Below are 20,510 nucleotides of genomic sequence, written 5' to 3' on the forward strand. Positions count from 1 at the left end.
GGACTTTTCGACCCGCGGTTCGCGATCGGTCGGGGGCTTTCACTACCGTGCAAGGTGTGATCGTCGCGCTCATCGACTCCGGACTGGGGCTGCTGCCCACGGCCGCCTGGTTGCGGACGCTGCGGCCCGATCTCGATCTGCTGCTGCTCAATGACCCCGACGGCGCGCCGTGGGGACCCAAGCCGGAGCAGTGGGTCGTCGACCGGGTGCTGGACACCGCCCGCCTCGCCCTCGCCGAAGGCGCGGAAGTCATTGTGCTGCCCTGCAATACGGCCAGCGTGACCGCCCTCGAGCAGGTCCGTGCCATGGTCGGCGACGGCGTGCCGGTGATCGGCACCGTGCCCGCCATCAAGCCCGCCGCGGCCGCTTGCTCCAAGGTTGCGGTGTGGGCCACCGCGGCCACCACCGCCAGCGCCTACCAGGCCGACCTCATCGCCCGCTTCGGCGGCGACGCGGACATCACCGGCGTCGCCTGCCACGGGCTGGCCGACGCCATCGACCGCGGCGATCTGCCCGTCATCGCCGAGGCCATCGCCGACGCCGCGGCCCGCACCCCCGCCGACACCGAGGGCATCGTGCTGGGCTGCACCCACTACCCCCTCGTCCTCGACGACATCCTGGCCGCCCTGCCCCCGGGCGTACGCGTCTTCGACAGCGCCGAGGCCGTCGCCGGACAGACCCTGCGCCGCATGGACGCCCTGGGCCGGCCCACCGCGGGCCGCGGCACCGTGCGCGTCCTCGCCTCCGGCCGCCCGGCCCAACTCCCCAGTGCGGCAGCCGCTTTCGACTCCGGTCGGCTCCTCGGCGCGCTCCCGGCGACCGGCCCGGTCGCCACCGCACCGCAGCGCTGACGTTTGCCCGGCGCCAGCCCGGGCACGTCTGCGTCATGAGCACGGAAGAAGAACGGACACACCGGGAATCGGCACGGCAGGACGAACGACACGTCACCCCGGAGCCGGAGGTCACCGCCGAGCACCGCGAACAGGCCCACCGAATGGCCGAGAGCTACCGCGACGATCGCCCGCCCACGGTGCTGCCCGGCACCGACGGCATGGTCACCGGCACCGCGGTCACCGACTGGGTGAACGACGCGGAAAAGCGAAAAGGCCGCTCCCCCGAAGGGGAACGGCCCTCTCAGTAATTCAGGGAATTACTTGACGATCTTGGTGACGCGACCGGCACCGACGGTGCGGCCACCCTCACGGATCGCGAAACGCAGGCCCTCGTCCATGGCGACCGGCTGGATGAGCTTGACGCTCATCTCGGTGTTGTCGCCCGGCATGACCATCTCGGTGCCCTCGGGGAGGGTCACGACGCCGGTCACGTCGGTGGTACGGAAGTAGAACTGCGGGCGGTAGTTGTTGAAGAACGGGGTGTGGCGGCCGCCCTCGTCCTTCGACAGGATGTACGCCTGGCCCTCGAACTCGGTGTGCGGGGTGGTGGTGCCCGGCTTGATGACGACCTGGCCGCGCTCCACGTCCTCGCGCTTGATACCACGGACCAGCAGACCGACGTTGTCGCCCGCCTGACCGAAGTCGAGCAGCTTGCGGAACATCTCGATGCCGGTGATGGTGGTCTTGGTGGTCTTCTCGCGGATGCCGACGATCTCGACTTCCTCGTTCACGTTGATCTGACCACGCTCGATACGACCGGTGACGACGGTGCCACGACCGGTGATCGTGAAGACGTCCTCGATCGGCATCAGGAACGGCTTGTCGGTCTCACGGACCGGGTCCGGGATCGACTCGTCGACGGCGTTCATCAGCTCGAGAACCGACTCGGTCCACTTCGGGTCGCCCTCGAGGGCCTTCAGGCCGGAGACGCGGACAACCGGGGCGTCCTCGTCGAACTCCTGCGAAGCCAGCAGCTCGCGGACCTCCATCTCGACGAGCTCGAGGATTTCCTCGTCGTCGACCATGTCGGACTTGTTCAGCGCGACAAGGATGTAGGGCACGCCGACCTGGCGGGCGAGCAGCACGTGCTCACGGGTCTGCGGCATCGGGCCGTCGGTGGCGGCCACGACCAGGATCGCGCCGTCCATCTGGGCGGCACCGGTGATCATGTTCTTGATGTAGTCCGCGTGACCCGGGGCGTCGACGTGCGCGTAGTGGCGCTTCTCGGTCTGGTACTCGACGTGGGAGATGTTGATCGTGATACCACGAGCCTTCTCCTCCGGCGCCTTGTCGATCTGGTCGAACGCGAAGGCCGCGTTCAGGTCCGGGTACTTGTCAGCCAGCACCTTGGTGATCGCCGCGGTCAGCGTGGTCTTGCCGTGGTCGACGTGACCAATGGTGCCGATGTTGACGTGGGGCTTCGTCCGCTCGAACTTCGCCTTCGCCACTGTTGTCCTCCTGGACTAGTTAGTGCGTGCTTTTTGCAGCAGTGCGGTTTGTATTACTGGGGGTCGATCGACGACCATTCGGGGCGAATTCTCGCAAATTCGCCCCGACAGCGAATTACTCGCCGGTCGCCTTGGCGATGATCTCCTTCGACACGTTGGCCGGAACCTCCGCGTACGAATTGAACACCATGGAGAAGTTGGCCCGGCCCTGGGTCTTCGACCGCAGGTCACCGATGTAGCCGAACATCTCCGAGAGCGGAACCAGCGCCTTGACGACACGGGCACCACTGCGTTCCTCCATGGCCTGGATCTGGCCACGGCGGGAGTTCAGGTCGCCGATCACTTCGCCCATGTAGTCCTCGGGCGTGATGACCTCGACCGCCATGAGCGGCTCGAGGATCACCGGACCGGCCTTGCGAGCCGCTTCCTTGAGGGCCATCGCACCCGCGATCTTGAACGCCATTTCCGAGGAGTCGACCTCGTGGTAGGCGCCGTCGAGCAGCGAAGCCTTCACGTTCACCAGCGGGAAGCCAGCGAGCACGCCGTACTGCATGGCGTCCTGGATACCGGCATCGACCGACGGGATGTACTCGCGCGGAACGCGGCCACCGGTGACCTTGTTCTCGAACTCGTACGTCGCGCCGTCCTCGGCGTCCACCAGCGGAGCGAGACCGATGATGACGCGGGCGAACTGGCCCGAACCACCGGTCTGCTTCTTGTGGGTGTACTCGTACTTGTCGACCGGCTTGGTGATGGTCTCACGGTAGGCCACCTGCGGCTTACCGATATTGGCCTCGACCTTGAACTCGCGCTTCATGCGGTCGACGTAGATGTCGAGCTGGAGCTCGCCCATGCCGCCGATGACGGTCTGGCCGGTCTCCTGATCCAGCTTCACGTTGAAGGTGGGGTCCTCCTCCGCGAACTTCTGGATGGCGGTGCCCAGCTTCTCCTGGTCGGCCTTGGTCTTCGGCTCGATGGCCACCTCGATGACCGGATCCGGGAAGGTCATGGACTCCAGCACGATCTGGTTCTGCGGATCGCACAGGGTGTCACCGGTGGTGGTGTCCTTCAGACCGATGACCGCGTAGATGTGGCCGGCCTGGGCCTCGGTGACCGGGTTCTCCTTGTTGGAGTGCATCTGGAACAGCTTGCCCAGACGCTCCTTCTTGCCCTTGGTCGAGTTGATGACCTGGGCGCCGGAGTCGACCTTGCCCGAGTACACGCGGACGTAGGTCAGCTTGCCGAAGAACGGGTGGGTCGCGACCTTGAACGCCAGCGCGGCGAACGGCTCGTTGATCGAGGCGTCGCGGTGGACGATCTCGTCCTCCTTGCCGGGCACGTGGCCGTCGGCGCCGCCGTCGTCCAGCGGGGTCGGCAGGTAGTCGATGACCGCGTCGAGCATGGGCTGCACGCCCTTGTTCTTGAACGCGGAGCCACACAGCACCGGGTACAGCTCGGAGTTGACGGTCATCTTGCGAATCGCGCCCTTGATCTCCTCGACCGTGAGCTCCTCGCCGCCGAAGAACTTCTCCAGCAGGGCCTCATCGGACTCGGCGACCGTCTCCAGCAGCTGCTGGCGGTACTCCTCGGCGCGCTCCTTGAGGTCGGCCGGGATCTCGGTGACCTCGTACTGCTCGCCGAGCTTGGTCTCGCCCTTCCAGACCTTGGCGTTCATCTCGACCAGGTCGACGATGCCCTCGAACTGGTCCTCGGCGCCGATCGGCAGCTGGATGACCAGCGGCTTCGCGCCCAGGCGGTCGATGATGGTCTGGACGGTGAAGTAGAAGTCGGCGCCCAGCTTGTCCATCTTGTTGACGAAGCAGATGCGCGGCACGTCGTACTTGTCGGCCTGACGCCACACCTGCTCGGACTGCGGCTCGACGCCCTCCTTGCCGTCGAAGACGGCGACGGCGCCATCGAGCACGCGCAGCGACCGCTCCACCTCGACGGTGAAGTCGACGTGGCCGGGGGTGTCGATGATGTTGATCTGGTTGTCTTTCCAGAAACAGGTCGTCGCGGCCGACGTGATGGTGATGCCGCGTTCCTGCTCCTGCGCCATCCAGTCCATGGTGGCGGCGCCGTCGTGCACCTCACCGATCTTGTACGTGATACCGGTGTAGAAGAGGATGCGTTCGGTAGTCGTCGTCTTACCGGCATCGATGTGGGCCATGATGCCGATGTTGCGGACCTTGTTCAGGTCGGTGAGCACGTCCTGTGCCACGGAAATCTTCCCCGCTCGTAGCTAGTTGGGATTCAACGGGATAGGCCTCGGGTTTGTGAGGCCCTCGGTGTCAACGTCGGGCGCGACGCGGAAGTGCCTCGCTTGCGACAGCTCGGCTGTCGCGCCCGACATGTGACTCGTCTCCCGGCTACTCCGAACGGAGGGCCGGGCCACAGGTCACCAGCGGTAGTGCGCGAAGGCCCGGTTCGACTCGGCCATCTTGTGGGTGTCCTCACGACGCTTCACCGAAGCGCCCAGGCCGTTGCTGGCGTCCAGCAGCTCGTTGGCCAGACGCTCGATCATGGTCTTCTCACGACGAGCGCGGGAGTAGTTGACCAGCCAGCGCAGCGCCAGGGTGTTGGCGCGACCGGGGCGAACCTCGACCGGCACCTGGTAGGTGGCGCCACCGACGCGGCGGGGCTTGACCTCGAGGGCGGGCTTGACGTTGTCCAGCGCGCGCTTGAGGGTCACGACCGGATCGGTGCCGGTCTTCTCGCGAGCCTGCTCGAGGGCACCGTAGACGATGCGCTCGGCGGTGGACTTCTTGCCGTCCAGCAGAATCTTGTTGACCAGCTGGGTCACCAGCGGGGAGCCGTAGACCGGGTCGTTGATCAGGGGACGCTTGGGAGCGGGGCCCTTACGCGGCATTAGCTCTTCTCCTTCTTGGCGCCGTAGCGGCTGCGGGCCTGCTTGCGGTTCTTGACACCCTGGGTGTCGAGCGAGCCGCGGATGATCTTGTAGCGCACACCCGGGAGGTCCTTCACACGACCGCCGCGGACGAGCACCATCGAGTGCTCCTGCAGGTTGTGGCCCTCACCGGGGATGTAAGCCGTGACCTCGACCGCGCTGGTCAGGCGAACACGCGCGACCTTACGCAGCGCGGAGTTCGGCTTCTTCGGGGTCGTGGTGTACACGCGGGTGCACACGCCACGACGCTGCGGGCTCCCCTTCAGGGCCGCAGTCTTGGTCTTGGCGACCTTGTCGCGGCGACCCTTGCGGACCAGCTGGTTGATGGTTGGCATAGACCGGCTTTCCTTTTAGTAACCAGGTGTCTGGAACTTCATGTCTTTGTCATTCGAGCTTTCCGCCCTGTTCCCGCGGCATTTCGTCGCCACGGGGTCGGGCGTGTCGTACGCAGCTCAGAGCCTTTTTCAAGGCACGCTGAAACGGTCAGCCGCTCTCGCTGGCCTACGTACTGCGCATCAACTTGCCCGAATGCTTCCGGGCACAGCGGTCCACGATACCCGCAGGCTTTGACGGGGGCAAAAAGGGGTCCCTCGAGCGGGGCTGGTAGAGGGCTTATCGAGCAAGGTTCAACGTCAACTCCACCAGCTTGCGCGCACCATCGCAGGGGTCGGGGTGGGTGGACCCGCTGCGGTAGTTGACCCACCAGCCCACCACGCCGGTGTCGGCCGCGGGCGCGCTCACCCCGCACGAGTCCGCATCATTGGGACGCCGGGTTTCCAGCGAGCGGCGGCCCTGGACATTTATGTCGTTGCTCACATATTTGAGCCGGTCGTTGTTCTGCTTCTCGTTGTTGAGCGAGCCGAGTTCGTACCAGCTCAGGGTGACCATGCCGCTGCCCGCGCTGCCGCCGGTCAGATTCCACATGCAGACCGCGCCATTGAAGGACGGTTCCACATACATGTTCTCGCCCACCGATTTGCCGATGTCGTCCTGAGCAACCACCGTGCATTCGCGCAGCAACTTGTCGAAATTGGTATTGATGCGGGAGGTGCCGCCGCCGGTGCCGGTGGTGCCGCCCGCGGGCAGCGCGGTGCCGGGCACGGTCTTGCCGCAGCCCGCGAGGGTGGCGGTCAGGGCGAGCGTCGCGAGGACGATCGCGGTGCGGGAGCGGCGGGCCATTGCTGTCCTTCTCATCCGATCCGCGGTGCCTTTCATCCGAGCCGCTGCACGGTCAGTTCGGCCATCTTGCGGGTGCGGTCGCAGGGGTTGCCGAGATTGCCGCCGCCGAAGACGCCGTAGGAGATGGACCATTCGAAGAAGTCGTCGTCGAGTTGCACCGCGAGGTCGCAGACGGCATTGCTGGGGTCCAGGGCCTGGAAGCCCTGCTTGCCGCCGACCTCGATGGTGTCGGGGGTGCGCCCGACGCTGGCCACCCACGCCTTCTCGCGGTCGATGGGGCTGCCGCGATAGGAGGCGAAGGTGACGCTCGAGGAGCTGATGCCACCGGCCTGCCAATTGCAGCCGGTGGAGTTCTTGAACACGGTGGTGAGGGTGCCGAGCCCACCCAGGTCGCGCACCTCGTCGTCGGTGAGGTGGCCGCATTCGCCGACGAACGGGCCGAGGGTCGCCACCTTCTGCGGTGGCCGGAACCCCGGCTGATCGTTCGAATCGCTCTTCCCCCCACAGGCCGACAGCAGCAGTGCGAGGCTCAACCCCGCGACGATCGCCGATGCCATTCGCATGGCCTGAACTCTACTGGTTTTGCCGAATCCGGCTGGACGTGAGGGTTTGCGGCCGTGTTGCTTTGTCCTTCAGGGGTTTCCGTGTTCAGAGGTTTCCGCGTGCTTCCTGTTCGCGTTCGATGGCCTGGAACAGCGCCTTGAAGTTGCCCTTGCCGAAACCGAGGGAGCCGTGGCGTTCGATGAGTTCGAAGAAGACGGTGGGTCGGTCGGTGATGGGTTTGCAGAAGATCTGCAGGAGGTAGCCGTCCTCGTCGCGGTCGACCAGGATGCCGCGGCGCTGCAGCTCGGCGATCGGCACGCGGACGTGGCCGATGCGGGCGCGCAGTTCGGGGTCCTCGTAATAGCTGTCGGGGGTGTCGAGGAATTCGATGCCCTCGCGGCGCAGGACGTCGACGGCGGTGAGGATGTCGCCGGTGGCCAGCGCGATGTGCTGGACGCCCGGGCCCTGATAGAACTCGAGGTACTCGTCGATCTGGGAGCGCTTGCGGCTGGGCGCGGGTTCGTTGAGCGGGAACTTCACCCGGTGGTTGCCATTGGCGACCACCTTGCTCATGAGCGCCGAGTATTCGGTGGCGATATCGTCGCCGACGAATTCGGCCATGTTCTGGAATCCCATGACGCGGCGGTAGAACTCGACCCATTCGTCCATCCGCCCGAGTTCCACATTGCCGACCACGTGGTCGATGGCCTGGAAGATGCGCTTGGGCTGTCCGGGGCGCGGGGCGTAGTCGGACTGGCGCGGAATGTATCCGGGGAGATAGGGCCCGTAGTAGCGGGAGCGGTCGACGAGGGTGTGGCGGGTCTCGCCGTAGGTGGCGATGGCGGCGGTGCGGACGGTTCCGTATTCGTCGCTCGCGTCGTGGGGTTCGACGAGCACGGTCGCGCCCTCGGCGCGGGCGCGGCGGATGCAGCGGTCCACGTCGGGGACCTCGAGCGCGATGTCCACCACCCCGTCCCCGTGCCGATCGTGGTGCGCCACAAGCGGACTGGCCGGATCCACCGCACCCTTGACAACGAATCGGGCGCCACCGCTGCGCAATACGAACGCCTTGTGGTCACGATTGCCGGTCTCGGGGCCCGAGTAGGCCTCCAACCGCATGCCGAAGGCGGACTGCAGGAAGTGCGCGGTCTGGGTGGCATTGCCGACCGCCCATACCACCGCGTCCCAGCCCAGCACGGGGAACGGGTCGGCGGCGGCATCGTGGTCCACCAGGCCGACGAGGCGGCGTAATTCGTCGTCGCCGGGCAGGTCGCCGGGTCGGGCGGGGGCATGTCCGGTGTAGTTGCGGGCACGGCCGTCGATTCCATGGTGTCCTGCGTCGATGCTCATGTGCCCAGGAAAACCCGGGGGTCCGGACTAGGCAATATCGCCGAATTCCACTGAACACTCTGGTGAATTGCACCACCATCTGCCCGCCGGTGCTGGACAATTTGAATAGCAGCGCACGCCCGAGCGGAGTTCCGCTCGACACACCGCGGAGGTTCCGCCATGTCCCGCACACCCGCCCGGCTGGACGAGCTGGATCTGGCCATTCTCACCGCCATGCACGAGTACCAGAAGGCGGGCATCCTCGAACTGTCCCGCCGCACCCGGGTCGCCCGCGCCACCGTGCAGTCGCGCATCGCGCGCATGGAGGAGGCGGGGGTGATCTCCTCCTACGATCCGCAGATCGATGTCACCGCAGCGGGTTTCGACGTGCAGGCGTTCGTGACACTGGAGATCGCGCAGGGCGCGCTGGAGGCGGTGAGCGCGGAACTCGACGCGATACCGGGGGTGCTGGAGGCCTACGCCACCACCGGATCGGGCGATGTGCTGTGTCGCATCGGCGCGGATTCGCACGCCGGATTGCAGGCGGTGCTGCTGAGCATCGACAAGACCAGCTCGGTGGTCCGATCCCACAGCGTGGTGGTGCTTTCCACGGTGGTCGCGCATCGCACGCTGCCGCTGCTGCGCACGCTCACGCCGTCGGGGTCCAGCAAGGCCCCGGCGTATCGGGCGGCACACTAGGGACGCAGATCTGCTCCCGGGGTGAGGATTTCGACCGCGGGGGCGCGCTCCGGCTCCAGGAAGGCCAGCAGGGCAAGGGCTTCCGATTCGACGGCGGTGCGCTGCGCGCGAGACCAGTTCGTGTGCGGGAGGATTCGTAGCGAGGCGGTGTCGCCTTTGGAGAACACCTTGTAGACACCGGTCATGAACCCGTCCACCAGGATCGGCGAGACCTGATTGGCGAAGGCCCGCAGGGTCGGCGCATTGCCGTCGGGAACGATGCGGGAGCGGTCCTGATGCGACAGGACGGCATTGTCGTACCAGCCGAGCAGGCGTACGGGCGCGGGCAGATCCGGGTCGGCGAGGGGCGCGTCGGCGGCGTCGTAGAGGGTGCGGCCGCGCTCGTCGGTGTAGGTGCGGACGCGGTCGCCGAGCTGCTCCACGGCCTTCTTCATGCCGGTGAGCTTGGACCAGGTCTGCATGTCCATGGTGGTCGCCGGGCCGAAGGCGCGCAGGTAGCGGAGCAGCAGTTCCGCGAGCGGGTAGTCCGGGTCTAGGGGTGCGCCGAGCCAGGGTTGCACGCGCGACCAGATCGGGCGGCTGCTGTCGCCCCACCGGCCGCGCGGCGGAGTCTGCAGGACGGGGAGCTGGTAGAGCCAGGCCTGGACGATCGCCCCCGGATCACGATCCGGGTAGAGCGCGGCGGCGTGTTCGCGCAGTCGGGCGGCGGACATGGGTTCGTCGCCCAGTACCGATTCTCCATGTGCGCGAACCGCTTCCGGATCCAGGCCGACCAGCGCCCCGTAGTTGAACCCCTTGCGGAAGGGGATCTTCTCGAGCTCCGGCTGGATGTGCGGTGCGATGCGTAGCGCGTCGGGCGGGGTGACCAGGTGAATGGTGCCGCGCATCAAGGTGATTCGCACCAGCGACCGGTCGTCGAGCGCCTTCGACACCGCCGCCGGATCGAAACCTCGTGTGCGGTTCCACAATGCGACGAACGGCGGCAGCATGTCCTGCGCCTGCAACCCGATCAGATGCTCACACAGGTCGTGAACCGGCAGCTCCGACCGCTCCAGCAGATGCTGACGCGCGAGCAGGGTCCGGTTCAGAATCCGGTTGGACAGCTTCACGATCCGTGACGCTACGTCACCCCATCCCGTCCCGTCAGCGGACCGTGACGACCACCTTGCCGGTGGCGGTGCGCTTGTCGAGGGCGGAGACGGCCTCGGCGGTGTGGTCGAGGGTGTAGAGCACCGGCTCGGGCGGGGCGATCTTGCCCTCGGCGAGCAGCGGTTCCACCTCGGCCCACTGTTCCTTGAGGTAGCCGGGGTGGGACATGGCCCATTCGCCCCAGGCCGCGCCGATCACCTCGACGTTCTTGAGCAGCAGGCGATTCACCTTGACGGTGGGGATCTCGCCCGCGGTGAAGCCGACCACCAGCAGCCGCCCGGCCGAGGCCAGCGAGCGAATGCTGTCGGTGAAGCGGTCGCCGCCGACCGGGTCGAGCACGATGTCCACGCCGCGGCCGTCGGTGAGCGCCTTGACCGCATCCAGCCAGCCCTCGGTGAGGACCACGTCGGTGGCCCCGTTGGCCCGCGCGACCTCGGCCTTCTCCTCGGTGCTGACCACCGCGATCACCCGGCCCGCGCCGAGCGCCTGCGCCATGCGCAGCGTGGAGGTGCCGATGCCGCCCGCGGCGCCGTGCACGAGCACCGTCTCGCCCGGGGCCAGGCGGCCGCGATTGCGCAGGCAGAAGTGCACGGTCAGGTCGTTGAACAGCACGCCCGCCCCGGCCTCGAGGGACACGTTGTCGGGCAGTTTGAACACCATGTCGGCCGGGGCCACGGCCACTTCGGCGGCGGCATTGCCGAGCAGGGTCAGCGCGACCACGCGGTCCCCGGGCCGCACGTCCGCGCCCTCGGGCGCCTCGCGCACGATGCCCGCGACCTCGCAGCCGACGATGTAGGGCAGCGCGGGCTTCATCTGGTAGAGCCCGCGGGTCATGAGCACATCCGGGAAGGCGATGCCCGCCGCGTGCACATCGATCACGACGCCACCGGGGTACGCGACCGGCTCCGGCATATCGAGCACCTCGATGCTCTCGGGGCCCTCCAGCTTGCTCACGACGGCTGCGCGCATTCCCGATCAACTCCGATCAATCCCACCAGCGGATACCTGCCGAACGTAGCCGATGCACCGACACCCTGCCAATGATCATTCATCGGGCGCGAGGGATTTCTCCGGAAGCACCTCAGCGATGCGCGTATTCGATCATGGATTCATTGGCGGCGACCTGGCCGCCGGTGGTGATGACCAGGCTGTAGGCGGTGATGCGGTACTGGGTGCCGTCGGTGGGGTTGGTGACGGTGAAGCCGCCGGAGCCGTCGGGGACCGGGTCGTCGAGCTGGATGCCCGCGTTGTCGCTGATGCGCAGGCCCTTGTAGTAGAAGCGCCCGGCGGCGGTGCGACATACGACCAGGCGTGATTTGTCGGTGCGGCCGATGGCCATGGCCGGGTCGTCGGCATTGCAGCGGGGGCTCTGCGACGTGAATCCTTGTCCGTCCGTGCCTTTCACGCTGCCGGTCAAGGGCACCAGGGTGGTGGTCGGTGCCGTCGCGCCCGAGGTGCGGTAGGCCGGGGTGGTGGTCTGGCCGGGGCCGCCCGTGATGGTCTGCGCGTTGTTGTCGCCCTTGTTGTTATCGCTCGAGCCCCCGAAACGGCCCGACAGCAGCACCCACCCGAGCACGCCGCCCAGCACCAGCAGCACTCCGAGGAGCGCGCCGATCATCAACGGCAGGGAACGCCGCCGCTCGGGCGGCAAGGGCAGTGGGGCCGAGGGGTGTTCGCGCGGCGCGGTGGGGTCCGGATGGCCGGGCGAGTATCCGGGCTGACCGTATCCCGACGGCCCGGTCGGGTGCGGATGGCGCACCACGGTCGGATCGTAGTTGCCGGGCGCGGAGTAGGCGGGCGGGCCGACCACTCGCTCGCCGCTCGAATGCTCCGTCGACCCGGGAATCCATTGCGGCCCCGAGGGATCCGGTGACCTCGAGGGATCCGGGGGCCTCGAGGACTGCGGCCCGCGTCCGTACTCCACGGGCATCGACGGGTTCGTGCCGCGGGGCGGCGGCGCGCCCCCGTAGGGCTGCGCGGGCCCCGAGGGGTGCTCGAGATACCGCGGCCCCGAATGGCTCGGCGGCACGGCCGGATTGCCGATGGTCGGCGGCGCGGGCGGCACGGTCGTGTGGATCGGCTCGCCCTGTCCGCCGCGGAGGAGAGCGGCGCGCGCGGCCCGGGCCAGTTGCCCGGCGGTGGCGTAGCGCCGGGACGCGTCCTTGGCCATGCCGATGGCCACCACCTGGTCGAAGCCGACGGGTACGCCCGCGCGGACGCTGGGCCGCGGCGGCGGGGTCAGCATGTGGGCGCGAATGGTGGCCAGATTGCCCTCGACCCGGAACGGCGGTCCGCCGGTGAGGGATTCGTAGAGCACGCAGGCCAGCGCGTAGATATCGGCGGCGGGCGAGACGGTGGCGCTGTGCTCGAAGCGTTCGGGGGCCATGTAGGCGAAGGAGCCGATGGCATTGCCGGTCTGTGTGAGCTGGGCGTCGGATTCGGTGTGCGCGATGCCGAAATCCACCAGGTAGGCGAACATCTCGCCGGTGAGCAGGATATTGGCGGGCTTGACGTCGCGGTGCACGAGTCCGCTCTCGTGGGCGGCGTCGAGCGCGGCGGCGATCTGCTCGACCACGGTGACGGCGGCCGCGGGCGGCAGCGGGCCCTCCTCGTGCAGGTAGGCCTTGAGGTCGCGGCCCTTGACCAGGCGCATGTCGATGAACAGCACCCCGTCCACCTCACCCCAGTCGTGCACCGGAATGACGTGTGGCTCTTGCAGTTTGGCGGCGGTGCGGGATTCGCGGCGGAACCGTTCCACATAGCTGGGCTGGCGGGCCAGCTCGACGTCCAGCAGTTTCACCGCGACCACGCGATCGCGCACGGTGTCGTAGGCCTCGTAGACCTCACCCATGCCGCCCACCCCGAGCAGCCGCCGCAACTCGTACTGCCCGAACCGCGTTCCGGCCCTCGCCCCTGCGGCCACCCGCGTAGTCCTCCCTGCTGCTGGATGTACAACACGAAAGGCTACGGCCCGTGGGCCACACTGTCATTCCCCCTAGGGCTGGACCGATCTTCACCCTGGAGAGAAACACTGTCGTTCCCAGAGGAGAAGTACAGGTGACTCGACGCGAGCGTGTCCGGCGCGCCCCGTAGAGTCATGTCACGGACTTCGGTCAAAGCACCTCACCGCGGGTGCTATGGAAAGACATGCGGCACGCTGGAACCAAAGCCAGACCCAGTGTGCAGCGCGAGGAGCACCAGTGTCACTCGATGAGCCACTCGCCCCGCTTCCCCAGGAGGGCATGGGCTTCGCCTCCGCATGGCCCGTCCGCGCGGGCGATGTGGATCCCTATCACCGGCTGCGATTCGATGCCGTGGCCCGCTATCTCCAGGACATCGCCTGGGAGGAAATGCAATCCGGGTTCTTCCACCGGACCGATCCGGCCTGGATCGTGCGGCGCACGGTGGTGGACGTGGTGCGACCGATCCACTGGCCGGACCGGGTGCACCTGACGCGGTGGTGTTCGGCCATGTCCACGCGCTGGACGAATATGCGGGTGCGGATCACCAGCGAGGACGGCGGGCTGATCGAGACCGAGGGGTTCTGGATCAATATCAACGAGTTCACCAATATGCCGACCCGCATCAGCGACGAGGGCCTGGCCGAACTCGCCCGCACCACCACGGAGCATCGGCTGCGCTGGCGGCCCTGGCTGACCGATCCGACGCCGCCGGAATCGGATGTGGATCTGCCCTTCCCGGTGCGCGCCACCGATATCGACCAGTACAACCATGTGAACAACGCCGCCTACTGGCAGGCGCTCGAGCAGTATCTGATCGACTATCCGAAGCTGGTGGCCGGACCGCATCGCGCGGTCATCGAGTACATCGCGCCGGTGTTGGCGCGTCAGCACATCAGTGTGCGCAGCCGGTATGAGCCGGGTGATCGCACCGGACATCCGGCGCTGCGGCTGTGGTTCGTGGTGGGCGGGGTGACCACCACCGCGGTGCGCATCGGGCCGCTGCCGGGCTGACCGGAGGCGACATTCCCTGCGAACCAACGCGTTCGCTGGCCGTTTGCCTGCGAGACTGGGCGGTGGGTCGATCACCCAGGGGTGGTGATCGAGGACAGGAGATCGTCGCCTTGCGATTCGCTCATCTCGCGCTGCTCGCCGCCACACCCGCGCTGGTCGCGGGGATCACCGCCTGCAGCCATTCCAAGGATTCGGCCAAGAACACCACGTCGACCACGGTCGCGGCGAGCAGCACCACGGGTGCCGCCACCACGACCGGTCCGGCGACCAGCCCTAAACCGCTGCCGCCCAACCCGACTCGACCGCCGGTGCCGACCACCGTGCAACCCTCCGACGTCGATTGCGGACCGATCACCGGCGCGAATGGCAAGAGCGCGAACGTGATCGCCTACGCCAATCAGGCCGGTATTCCCGGCTGCACCGAGGCCATCACCGTCGCCAGCCACTATGTGAACGCCACCCGCTCCGGCGACGCGGTCGAGGTGGACGGCTGGACCTGTGAGCCGCAGCCCGACACCGTCGTCCCGCACATCTGTTTCAAGGACGGCTTCCTGATCGGCCTGCGCGGCGACGCGGCTCCCAACCCGCCCGCGCCCACCACCACTCCCCCGCCGACCACCACCACCCCGGCGGGCAATGTCAACTGCGGCACCGTGACCGACGCGGGCGGCGGCACCCGCACCGTGATCGCCGTCGCCACCCCCGCGGGCACGGTCGGCTGCACCGAGGCCATCAATGTGGCAACCAAGTACGCGCAGACCATCAGCACCACCGACACGGCCACCATCGACGGCTGGTCCTGCAACGCCGTCCCCGGAAACCCGAGCGTCCCGTCCCAGTGCACCAAGGACGGCCTGATCATCAACCTCGCCGCGAGCTAGACCGATCCTCGCCTGAAAACACCGTGGCCCCACCCGGAATGGGTGGGGCCACGGGCTTTTCGGGGGGGGTTCGGGGGGCGAAGCCCCCTGAGAGTCCCGAGAGTTGGGTTACCCCTTTGCGGCCTTCAGCAGATCCTCGACCTTGGTGAACTTCACGCGGGGGCGGCCTCCGGCCTTGCCCGCGGTCTTCTCCGCGGTGTCGATGGCCTTCCAGCCCTCGCGGCCGACCTGATCGGGCTGGCGCTCGGCGAGCAGCGCCTCCAGCGACGCCCGATCCCCTTGCGGGGCGGCCAGTTTGCCCGCGATGAAGTCCTCGATCAGCTGATCGACGGTCTCCTGCGAATCGACCCGGTTGGAGCCGATGACACCGCGCGGGCCGCGCTTGATCCAGCCCGAGACGTACACCCCCGGAACCGGATTGCCGTCGGCCAGGACCCGGCCCTTGTCGTTGGGGATGACACCGCGCGACTCGTCGAACGGCACGTCGGCGACGGGCTCGCCCTTGTAGCCGATCGAACGCAGCACGAGCGTGGCGGCCAGGCGGTCGGTGCGGTCCGAGGCGCGCGCGACGGTGCGGCCGTCCTCCTCGAACAGCTCGTTGTGCACGTACTCGACGGTCTCGACCTTCCCGTCGCCGGTGAGGGCGGTCGGGGAGACCAGGTAGCGGAACACGATTCGCTTGTTGCCCGGGGTCGGGGTCTTGGCGGCGTATTCCTGCGCGAGGGTGTACTTGAGCTTCAGCGACGGTTCGATCTCGGGATCGTCCAGCAGCGCCTGCGACGCGTGGTCGAGCTCCAGGTCCGCCGGGTCGACGACGACGTCCACGCCCTTCAGGTGCGCCAGCGCCAGGAACTCCGAGGAGGTGTAGGCGGCCTGCAGCGGACCCCGGCGCCCCAGCACGACGACCTCCTGGATATTGCTGTGGCGCAGCGCATCCAGGGCGTGGTCGGCGATATCGGTCTTGGCCAGCTCGTCCGGGCTCACGGTGAGCACGCGCGCCACATCCAGGGCCACATTGCCATTGCCGACAATGACGGCCCGCTCCCCCGACAGATCGAATTCGCGATCGGCGAAGTCCGGGTGGCCGTTGTACCAGGCCACGAATTCGGTGGCGGAGTGGCTGCCCGGCAGGTCCTCGCCGGGGACGCCGAGGCGGCGGTCGGTGGCCGCGCCCACGGCGTAGATGACCGCGTGGTGGTGGGCCAGCAGTTCCTCGTGCGAGATGTGCTTGCCGACTTCCACATTCAGCCGGTAGGCCAGCGCCTCGCGCCGGAAGGCCGACTCGAACAGGCCCGCCACCGATTTGGTGCCCGGGTGGTCGGGCGCGACGCCCGCGCGCACCAGGCCGTACGGGGTGGGCAGCCGGTCGAACAGCTCCACCTCGACATCGGCGCGGCGCAGCAGTTCCTCGGCGGCGTAGCAGGCCGCGGGGCCCGCCCCGACGACGGCGACGCGCAGCGTGCCCAGTTCCTTGGGCGCGCGGGTCGGGGCGACCAGCGGCTCGAAGTTCGACTCCAGCGGATGCCGCTCGAAATAGGCGGCATTGATGTCGCGGAAGCGCGCCAGCGAGGCGGTCAGGTCGTCCTCGGAGAAGATCGCGTCGACCGGGCAGGCGTCGACGCAGGCACCGCAGTCGATGCAGGTGTCCGGGTCGATGTAGAGCTGCTCGGTGGTGGCGAACTCGCGTTGCTCCGGCGTGGGACGAATGCAATCGACCGGGCACTCGGGTACGCAGCTGGCGTCGTTGCAACAACGCTGCGTGATCACATAGGCCATATCTCGCAGATCCTCGAAACTGTCGCGTGGTGCTACTCCGCTCGGGTTCGAGCAGGGCGGTAGAACACGTTCTAATATAGGCGGCATTCCATCGGGTGTCGGCACGGCGATGTGACGCCACCTTCAGTGTGCCTCGAGTGTGAGGGATGTCTCGCGGCGGCACCGGCGTGCGTCGCTGTGAGACCGGTCTCGGCCCCCGACTCGAGGACACCTACCGTAATGCCTATGGTGCGGACTCTCATCCTGATGCGGCACGGCAAATCCGGATACCCCGAAGGCGTGCCCGACCACGACCGTCCGCTCGCCCCGCGCGGGCGGCGCGAGGCCGCGCTCGCGGGCGACTGGCTGCGCGCGACCCAGCCGCCCATCGAGGCCGTGCTCTGTTCCAGTTCGACCCGGACCCGGGAGACGCTGGCGGCCACCGGCATCACCGCGCCGGTGTCCTACGAGAAGTCCATCTACGAGGCGTCCCCGCACACCCTCATCGAATTGATCCAGCTCACCGACGATTCCATCGCCACCTTGCTGCTCATCGGGCACTCCCCCGGAATGCCCTGGACGGCATGGGAATTGGCGGCCAACCGCACGTCCGGACCGGCCGAGGAGATGAGCTCGAAATTCCCCACCTCGGCGCTGGCCGTGCTCGAATTCGACCGGCCGTGGGCAGACGCCGACCCGGGCACGGGCGAGCTGGTGCGCTTCCACGTGCCGCGCTGAGACTCTGCCCATTCGAGGAGACGAAGCCTCAGCCGAGTAGCTTGCCCTTCCACACCACGACGCCGCCGAAGATCAGCAGGAGCAGCAGCGCGGGCCAGAAGCCCAGCAGCCACCACACCACGCCCAGCACCACCACCACGGGCAGGGCCGCGATGGCCGTGATCACCGGCTGTTCCTTGGCCGTCTCCAGAGCCGAGCGCGCCCTGATCCGATCCATGTCTTTTCCAGGCATGACCCCAGGGTAGGCCGGTCACCGGCACGCCGCCGGGCCCATCGAAACTTCGCGCCGACGCACCGAATCTTCGCGCGCTTTAGGCTTGCTTGGAGTGCACTCCAGCCCACTAGCGTCGTGGGTGGTTCGGCAGAGAAGGGGAGAACGATGGCCGCAGCACCGGTGACACAGCAGCCCACCACGGAACACGAACGGCCGCGCTACTCCATCGGCGAGGTGTCCGAGCGTTGCGGCCTGACCCGGGACACGCTGCGCTGGTACGAGCGCATCGGGTTGATGGACTACGTGGGCCGCGATCACAGCGGTCAACGGCGTTTCAGCGACCGGGATCTGGACTGGCTGGCGTTCATCGGGAAACTGCGACTCACGGGCATGTCGGTGGCGGACATGGTCAGGTACGCGGAGCTGGTGCGGGCCGGTGAGCACACCTACCCGGAGCGGCTCGAGATGTTCCGGCGCACCCGCGCCGAGGTCCTGAAGCAGATCGCGGAATTGCAGTCCACCCTGGTCGTCCTCGACTACAAGATCGCCCTCTACGAGAGCGGTCCGTCCTGCCCTTCGCCGATCCGAACGAATGGTGTTGCTAACAAAGGGGATTGATCGATGACCGGCACACAGGTCCTGCCCACCTCCGCCCTCGGTACCATCCGGGTCGGCGCACAGGGGTACGGGGCCATGGGCATCAGCGAGTTCTACGGCCCGACCGACGCGGCCGAGGCGCGGGCCACGCTGGAGCGCGCGCTGGAACTGGGCGTGACGCTGTTCGACACCGCCGACGTGTACGGCGATGGGCACAATGAGGAGTTCGTCGGCGAGTTCGTGCGGGCGCACCGCGAGAACGTGGTGCTGGCAACGAAATTCGGGATCGTGCGCAAGGCCGACGACCCGGCCTTCCGCGGCATGGACAACTCGCCGGAGTACATCCGCAAGTCGGTGGACGCCAGCCTGTCGCGGCTCGGCATCGACGTCATCGACCTGTACTACATGCACCGCAAGCAGCCGGGCGTACCGATCGAGGACACCGTCGGCGCGATGGCGGAACTCGTTGCGGCGGGCAAGGTTCGGCAGCTCGGGCTGTCGGAGGTGACGGGTGCGGAACTGCGGGCCGCGCACGCGGTGCACCCGATCGCGGCGGTGCAGTCGGAGTGGTCGCTGTTCTCGCGGGACGTGGAACGCACCGCGGTGCCCGCGGCCGCCGAGCTGGGCGTCACCTTCGTCCCGTATTCGCCGCTGGGGCGCGGCTTCCTGACCGGTGCGGCCCCGGCGACCGGCGAGGGCGACATCCGACGGTCGATGCCGCGCTTCACCGGCGAGAACGCGCAGAGCAATGCCGAACTGCTGGCCCCGCTGCGGGCCATCGCGGCGGCACGCGGACTGACCCCGGCGCAGGTCGCGCTGGCCTGGGTGCACGCGCGGGCCCGGGTGCACGGCCTGTCGGTGGTCCCGATTCCCGGCACCCGCAGCCGGACCCGGGTCGCCGAGAACGTCGCCGCCGCCACGGTCGAATTGACCGCCGACGAATTGGCCGCCCTGGAGCCGATCGCCGGTCGGGTGGCCGGAGATCGCTACGCGGACATGAGCTTCACCGCCGCCGGACGCGAATAGCCCCGCGCCGCCGCATGATTCGGGCCCCTCGCAATCCGCTTGCGAGGGGCCCGAATTCCGCGTTCAGCCGACCGGGCGGATGGCGTTCAGCCGACCAGGCGGATGGTGTGCCCGGTGTGCTCGGCCTTGGCGCGCAGGTAGCGCAGGTTGGCGGGGTTGGCGTGCACACCGGTCGGGAGGGTGTGGCGCACGATCACGCCGAGGTCGGTCAGCTGGCGCACCTTGTCGGGATTGTTGGTGAGCAGGTCGATTTCGTCGACGCCGAGGGCGGACAGCATCTGGGCCGCGGCGGTGTAGTCGCGGGCGTCCTCGTCGAAGCCGAGGTCGGTATTGGCCTGGTAGGTGTCGCGGCCCGCGTCCTGCAGCGCGTAGGCGTCGAGCTTGTTGTAGAGCCCGATGTCGCGGCCCTCCTGGCGCAGGTAGAGCAGGATGCCGCCGGTGTCGGCAATGCGTTCCACCGCTTCCCGCAACTGGGGTCCGCAATCGCAGCGGGCCGAGCCGAAGACGTCGCCGGTGAGGCATTCCGAGTGCAGGCGCACCAGCGGCGGTGCGCCGGATTCCAGGTCGGGTTCGCCGAGCACCAGGGCCACATGCTCACGACCGTCGGCCAGGCCGTCGAAGGTCACCGCCTGCGCGGTGGTCGAGTAGCCGTCGGCGAAGGTCAGCGGAATCCGGACGCGGGTGCGGACACTCGCGCCGACGAAGGTGCTGCTCACAATTGCTCCTGAGGCCAGGGGACCCGTTCGTTGGAATTCGAACCGCGGAGTCTGCGGGGATATTCCAGAGCACCTAGGAGGCCTCGGACATCCCGGGATTCGGATCGAACGGCGCGGCCAGCACGATGTCCTGCTGGCGGGCCAGCAACGCCCGCCGCCGGGTCAGTTCGGCGATCTGGTCGTCGAGGCGATCGAGGCCGTCACCCACCACCTTTCGCGAGTGGTCGCAGTGCTGGAAGCCGGAATCGGTGGCGCAGGGCAGCAATTCGCGAATATCGCGGGTGGGCAGCCCGGCATCGAGGAGCTCGCGAATGCGCGCCACGCGTGCGGGCGCGGAGGCCGGGTAGCTGCGGTAGCCGTTCGAATCGCGCTGCGGGACAAGCAGTCCCTGCTCCTCGTAGTAGCGCAGCAGCCGCGGGGGTACGCCGGTGACCCGGGCCAGTTCGCCGATCAGCACTGTG

Annotated in this window: 22 protein-coding genes; 8 read left to right on the forward strand and 14 right to left on the reverse strand. The window is 67.9% G+C overall.

Going from position 1 to position 20,510, the window contains the following annotated elements; genetic code table 11:
* The first annotated feature begins 56 nt into the window (after nt 1–56).
* On the forward strand, nt 57–851 hold the full coding sequence (locus VMT40_RS33105) for a glutamate racemase (protein WP_326363301.1): 795 nt from the start codon (nt 57–59) through the stop codon (nt 849–851).
* Nucleotides 852–886: 35 nt separating this feature from the next.
* On the forward strand, nt 887–1,141 hold the full coding sequence (locus VMT40_RS33110) for a hypothetical protein (RefSeq protein WP_326363302.1): 255 nt from the start codon (nt 887–889) through the stop codon (nt 1,139–1,141).
* A 9-nt stretch (nt 1,142–1,150) separates the two neighbouring features.
* Here the strand turns inward: VMT40_RS33110 and tuf are convergent, their stop codons facing one another.
* The 7 genes from tuf to hppD form a co-directional block, all read right to left on the reverse strand.
* Nucleotides 1,151–2,341, reverse strand: coding sequence for an elongation factor Tu (gene tuf, locus VMT40_RS33115; RefSeq protein WP_326306039.1), 1,191 nt, complete (start codon nt 2,339–2,341; stop codon nt 1,151–1,153).
* A gap of 115 nt (nt 2,342–2,456) precedes the next feature.
* On the reverse strand, nt 2,457–4,562 hold the full coding sequence (gene fusA, locus VMT40_RS33120; RefSeq protein ID WP_326363303.1) for an elongation factor G: 2,106 nt from the start codon (nt 4,560–4,562) through the stop codon (nt 2,457–2,459).
* Between the two features lie 177 nt (nt 4,563–4,739).
* Nucleotides 4,740–5,210: a 30S ribosomal protein S7 gene (rpsG, locus tag VMT40_RS33125; RefSeq protein WP_030517120.1), complete on the reverse strand. Its 471-nt coding sequence runs from the start codon at nt 5,208–5,210 to the stop codon at nt 4,740–4,742.
* A complete protein-coding gene (gene rpsL, locus VMT40_RS33130; protein WP_014353064.1) occupies nt 5,210–5,584 on the reverse strand; it encodes a 30S ribosomal protein S12 in 375 nt (124 codons plus the stop codon). Before rpsL ends, rpsG begins: the two co-directional genes overlap by 1 nt.
* 277 nt (nt 5,585–5,861) lie before the next feature.
* The gene (locus VMT40_RS33135) at nt 5,862–6,443 is read right to left on the reverse strand and encodes a DUF3558 domain-containing protein (protein WP_326363305.1); all 582 of its coding nucleotides are present in this window, start codon (nt 6,441–6,443) and stop codon (nt 5,862–5,864) included.
* 17 nt (nt 6,444–6,460) lie between these two features.
* Nucleotides 6,461–6,991: a DUF3558 domain-containing protein gene (locus VMT40_RS33140; protein WP_326363306.1), complete on the reverse strand. Its 531-nt coding sequence runs from the start codon at nt 6,989–6,991 to the stop codon at nt 6,461–6,463.
* An 85-nt stretch (nt 6,992–7,076) separates the two neighbouring features.
* Nucleotides 7,077–8,321 carry a 4-hydroxyphenylpyruvate dioxygenase gene (gene hppD, locus VMT40_RS33145; protein WP_326363308.1) on the reverse strand — a complete coding sequence of 415 codons (1,245 nt, stop codon included), beginning with the start codon at nt 8,319–8,321 and terminating at the stop codon, nt 7,077–7,079.
* Between the two features lie 159 nt (nt 8,322–8,480).
* Between hppD and VMT40_RS33150 the strand changes: the two genes are divergently transcribed.
* Complete coding sequence (locus VMT40_RS33150; RefSeq protein ID WP_326363310.1) at nt 8,481–8,999, forward strand: Lrp/AsnC family transcriptional regulator; 519 nt, start codon at nt 8,481–8,483, stop codon at nt 8,997–8,999.
* Here VMT40_RS33150 and VMT40_RS33155 read toward each other — a convergent pair.
* The 3 genes from VMT40_RS33155 to VMT40_RS33165 all read right to left on the reverse strand — a co-directional run bounded on the left by VMT40_RS33155 (nt 8,996) and on the right by VMT40_RS33165 (nt 13,071).
* Complete coding sequence (locus VMT40_RS33155) at nt 8,996–10,108, reverse strand: winged helix DNA-binding domain-containing protein (protein WP_326363312.1); 1,113 nt, start codon at nt 10,106–10,108, stop codon at nt 8,996–8,998. The two genes, VMT40_RS33150 and VMT40_RS33155, sit on opposite strands and share 4 nt — an antisense overlap.
* 34 nt (nt 10,109–10,142) lie before the next feature.
* On the reverse strand, nt 10,143–11,117 hold the full coding sequence (locus tag VMT40_RS33160; protein WP_326363314.1) for an NADPH:quinone oxidoreductase family protein: 975 nt from the start codon (nt 11,115–11,117) through the stop codon (nt 10,143–10,145).
* Between the two features lie 112 nt (nt 11,118–11,229).
* On the reverse strand, nt 11,230–13,071 hold the full coding sequence (locus VMT40_RS33165) for a serine/threonine-protein kinase (protein ID WP_326363316.1): 1,842 nt from the start codon (nt 13,069–13,071) through the stop codon (nt 11,230–11,232).
* Between the two features lie 277 nt (nt 13,072–13,348).
* On the opposite strand from VMT40_RS33165, the gene VMT40_RS33170 reads away from it, so the two are divergent.
* Nucleotides 13,349–14,122, forward strand: a complete 774-nt coding sequence (locus VMT40_RS33170) for an acyl-[acyl-carrier-protein] thioesterase (protein WP_326363318.1) — start codon at nt 13,349–13,351, stop codon at nt 14,120–14,122.
* A gap of 110 nt (nt 14,123–14,232) precedes the next feature.
* Nucleotides 14,233–15,003 carry a hypothetical protein gene (locus VMT40_RS33175; RefSeq protein WP_326363319.1) on the forward strand — a complete coding sequence of 257 codons (771 nt, stop codon included), beginning with the start codon at nt 14,233–14,235 and terminating at the stop codon, nt 15,001–15,003.
* Nucleotides 15,004–15,111: 108 nt separating this feature from the next.
* Here the strand turns inward: VMT40_RS33175 and VMT40_RS33180 are convergent, their stop codons facing one another.
* Complete coding sequence (locus VMT40_RS33180) at nt 15,112–16,779, reverse strand: FAD-dependent oxidoreductase (RefSeq protein WP_326363321.1); 1,668 nt, start codon at nt 16,777–16,779, stop codon at nt 15,112–15,114.
* A gap of 225 nt (nt 16,780–17,004) precedes the next feature.
* On the opposite strand from VMT40_RS33180, the gene VMT40_RS33185 reads away from it, so the two are divergent.
* The gene (locus VMT40_RS33185; protein WP_326363323.1) at nt 17,005–17,496 is read left to right on the forward strand and encodes a SixA phosphatase family protein; all 492 of its coding nucleotides are present in this window, start codon (nt 17,005–17,007) and stop codon (nt 17,494–17,496) included.
* Nucleotides 17,497–17,524: 28 nt separating this feature from the next.
* Here VMT40_RS33185 and VMT40_RS33190 read toward each other — a convergent pair whose 3' ends face one another.
* Nucleotides 17,525–17,728 (reverse strand): hypothetical protein, encoded by a 204-nt coding sequence (locus tag VMT40_RS33190; protein WP_326363324.1) that lies wholly within the window; start codon nt 17,726–17,728, stop codon nt 17,525–17,527.
* A 147-nt stretch (nt 17,729–17,875) separates the two neighbouring features.
* Between VMT40_RS33190 and VMT40_RS33195 the strand changes: the two genes are divergently transcribed.
* Nucleotides 17,876–18,328 (forward strand): MerR family transcriptional regulator, encoded by a 453-nt coding sequence (locus VMT40_RS33195; protein ID WP_326363326.1) that lies wholly within the window; start codon nt 17,876–17,878, stop codon nt 18,326–18,328.
* A gap of 3 nt (nt 18,329–18,331) precedes the next feature.
* Entirely contained in the window at nt 18,332–19,333 is a 1,002-nt protein-coding gene (locus VMT40_RS33200; RefSeq protein WP_326363328.1) for an aldo/keto reductase, read from the forward strand.
* A gap of 86 nt (nt 19,334–19,419) precedes the next feature.
* Here the strand turns inward: VMT40_RS33200 and ribA are convergent, their stop codons facing one another.
* Nucleotides 19,420–20,049 carry a GTP cyclohydrolase II gene (gene ribA / locus VMT40_RS33205; protein ID WP_326363329.1) on the reverse strand — a complete coding sequence of 210 codons (630 nt, stop codon included), beginning with the start codon at nt 20,047–20,049 and terminating at the stop codon, nt 19,420–19,422.
* A 73-nt stretch (nt 20,050–20,122) separates the two neighbouring features.
* Nucleotides 20,123–20,506 carry a MerR family transcriptional regulator gene (locus VMT40_RS33210; RefSeq protein WP_326363331.1) on the reverse strand — a complete coding sequence of 128 codons (384 nt, stop codon included), beginning with the start codon at nt 20,504–20,506 and terminating at the stop codon, nt 20,123–20,125.
* Nucleotides 20,507–20,510 lie beyond the last annotated feature (4 nt).

The organism is Nocardia sp. CDC160 (assembly GCF_035818795.1).
Classification (GTDB): Bacteria; Actinomycetota; Actinomycetes; order Mycobacteriales; family Mycobacteriaceae; genus Nocardia.

Excerpts from the sequence above, each read along its gene's own strand:
- VMT40_RS33110 (WP_326363302.1), top strand. The coding sequence starts at position 887 with ATGAGCACGGAAGAAGAACGGACACACCGGGAATCGGCACGGCAGGAC.
- rpsG (WP_030517120.1), bottom strand. The coding sequence starts at position 5,210 with ATGCCGCGTAAGGGCCCCGCTCCCAAGCGTCCCCTGATCAACGACCCG.
- rpsL (WP_014353064.1), bottom strand. The coding sequence starts at position 5,584 with ATGCCAACCATCAACCAGCTGGTCCGCAAGGGTCGCCGCGACAAGGTC.
- VMT40_RS33135 (WP_326363305.1), bottom strand. The coding sequence starts at position 6,443 with ATGAGAAGGACAGCAATGGCCCGCCGCTCCCGCACCGCGATCGTCCTC.
- VMT40_RS33140 (WP_326363306.1), bottom strand. The coding sequence starts at position 6,991 with ATGCGAATGGCATCGGCGATCGTCGCGGGGTTGAGCCTCGCACTGCTG.
- hppD (WP_326363308.1), bottom strand. The coding sequence starts at position 8,321 with ATGAGCATCGACGCAGGACACCATGGAATCGACGGCCGTGCCCGCAAC.
- VMT40_RS33150 (WP_326363310.1), top strand. The coding sequence starts at position 8,481 with ATGTCCCGCACACCCGCCCGGCTGGACGAGCTGGATCTGGCCATTCTC.
- VMT40_RS33160 (WP_326363314.1), bottom strand. The coding sequence starts at position 11,117 with ATGCGCGCAGCCGTCGTGAGCAAGCTGGAGGGCCCCGAGAGCATCGAG.
- VMT40_RS33180 (WP_326363321.1), bottom strand. The coding sequence starts at position 16,779 with ATGGCCTATGTGATCACGCAGCGTTGTTGCAACGACGCCAGCTGCGTA.
- VMT40_RS33185 (WP_326363323.1), top strand. The coding sequence starts at position 17,005 with ATGGTGCGGACTCTCATCCTGATGCGGCACGGCAAATCCGGATACCCC.
- VMT40_RS33190 (WP_326363324.1), bottom strand. The coding sequence starts at position 17,728 with ATGCCTGGAAAAGACATGGATCGGATCAGGGCGCGCTCGGCTCTGGAG.
- VMT40_RS33195 (WP_326363326.1), top strand. The coding sequence starts at position 17,876 with ATGGCCGCAGCACCGGTGACACAGCAGCCCACCACGGAACACGAACGG.
- VMT40_RS33200 (WP_326363328.1), top strand. The coding sequence starts at position 18,332 with ATGACCGGCACACAGGTCCTGCCCACCTCCGCCCTCGGTACCATCCGG.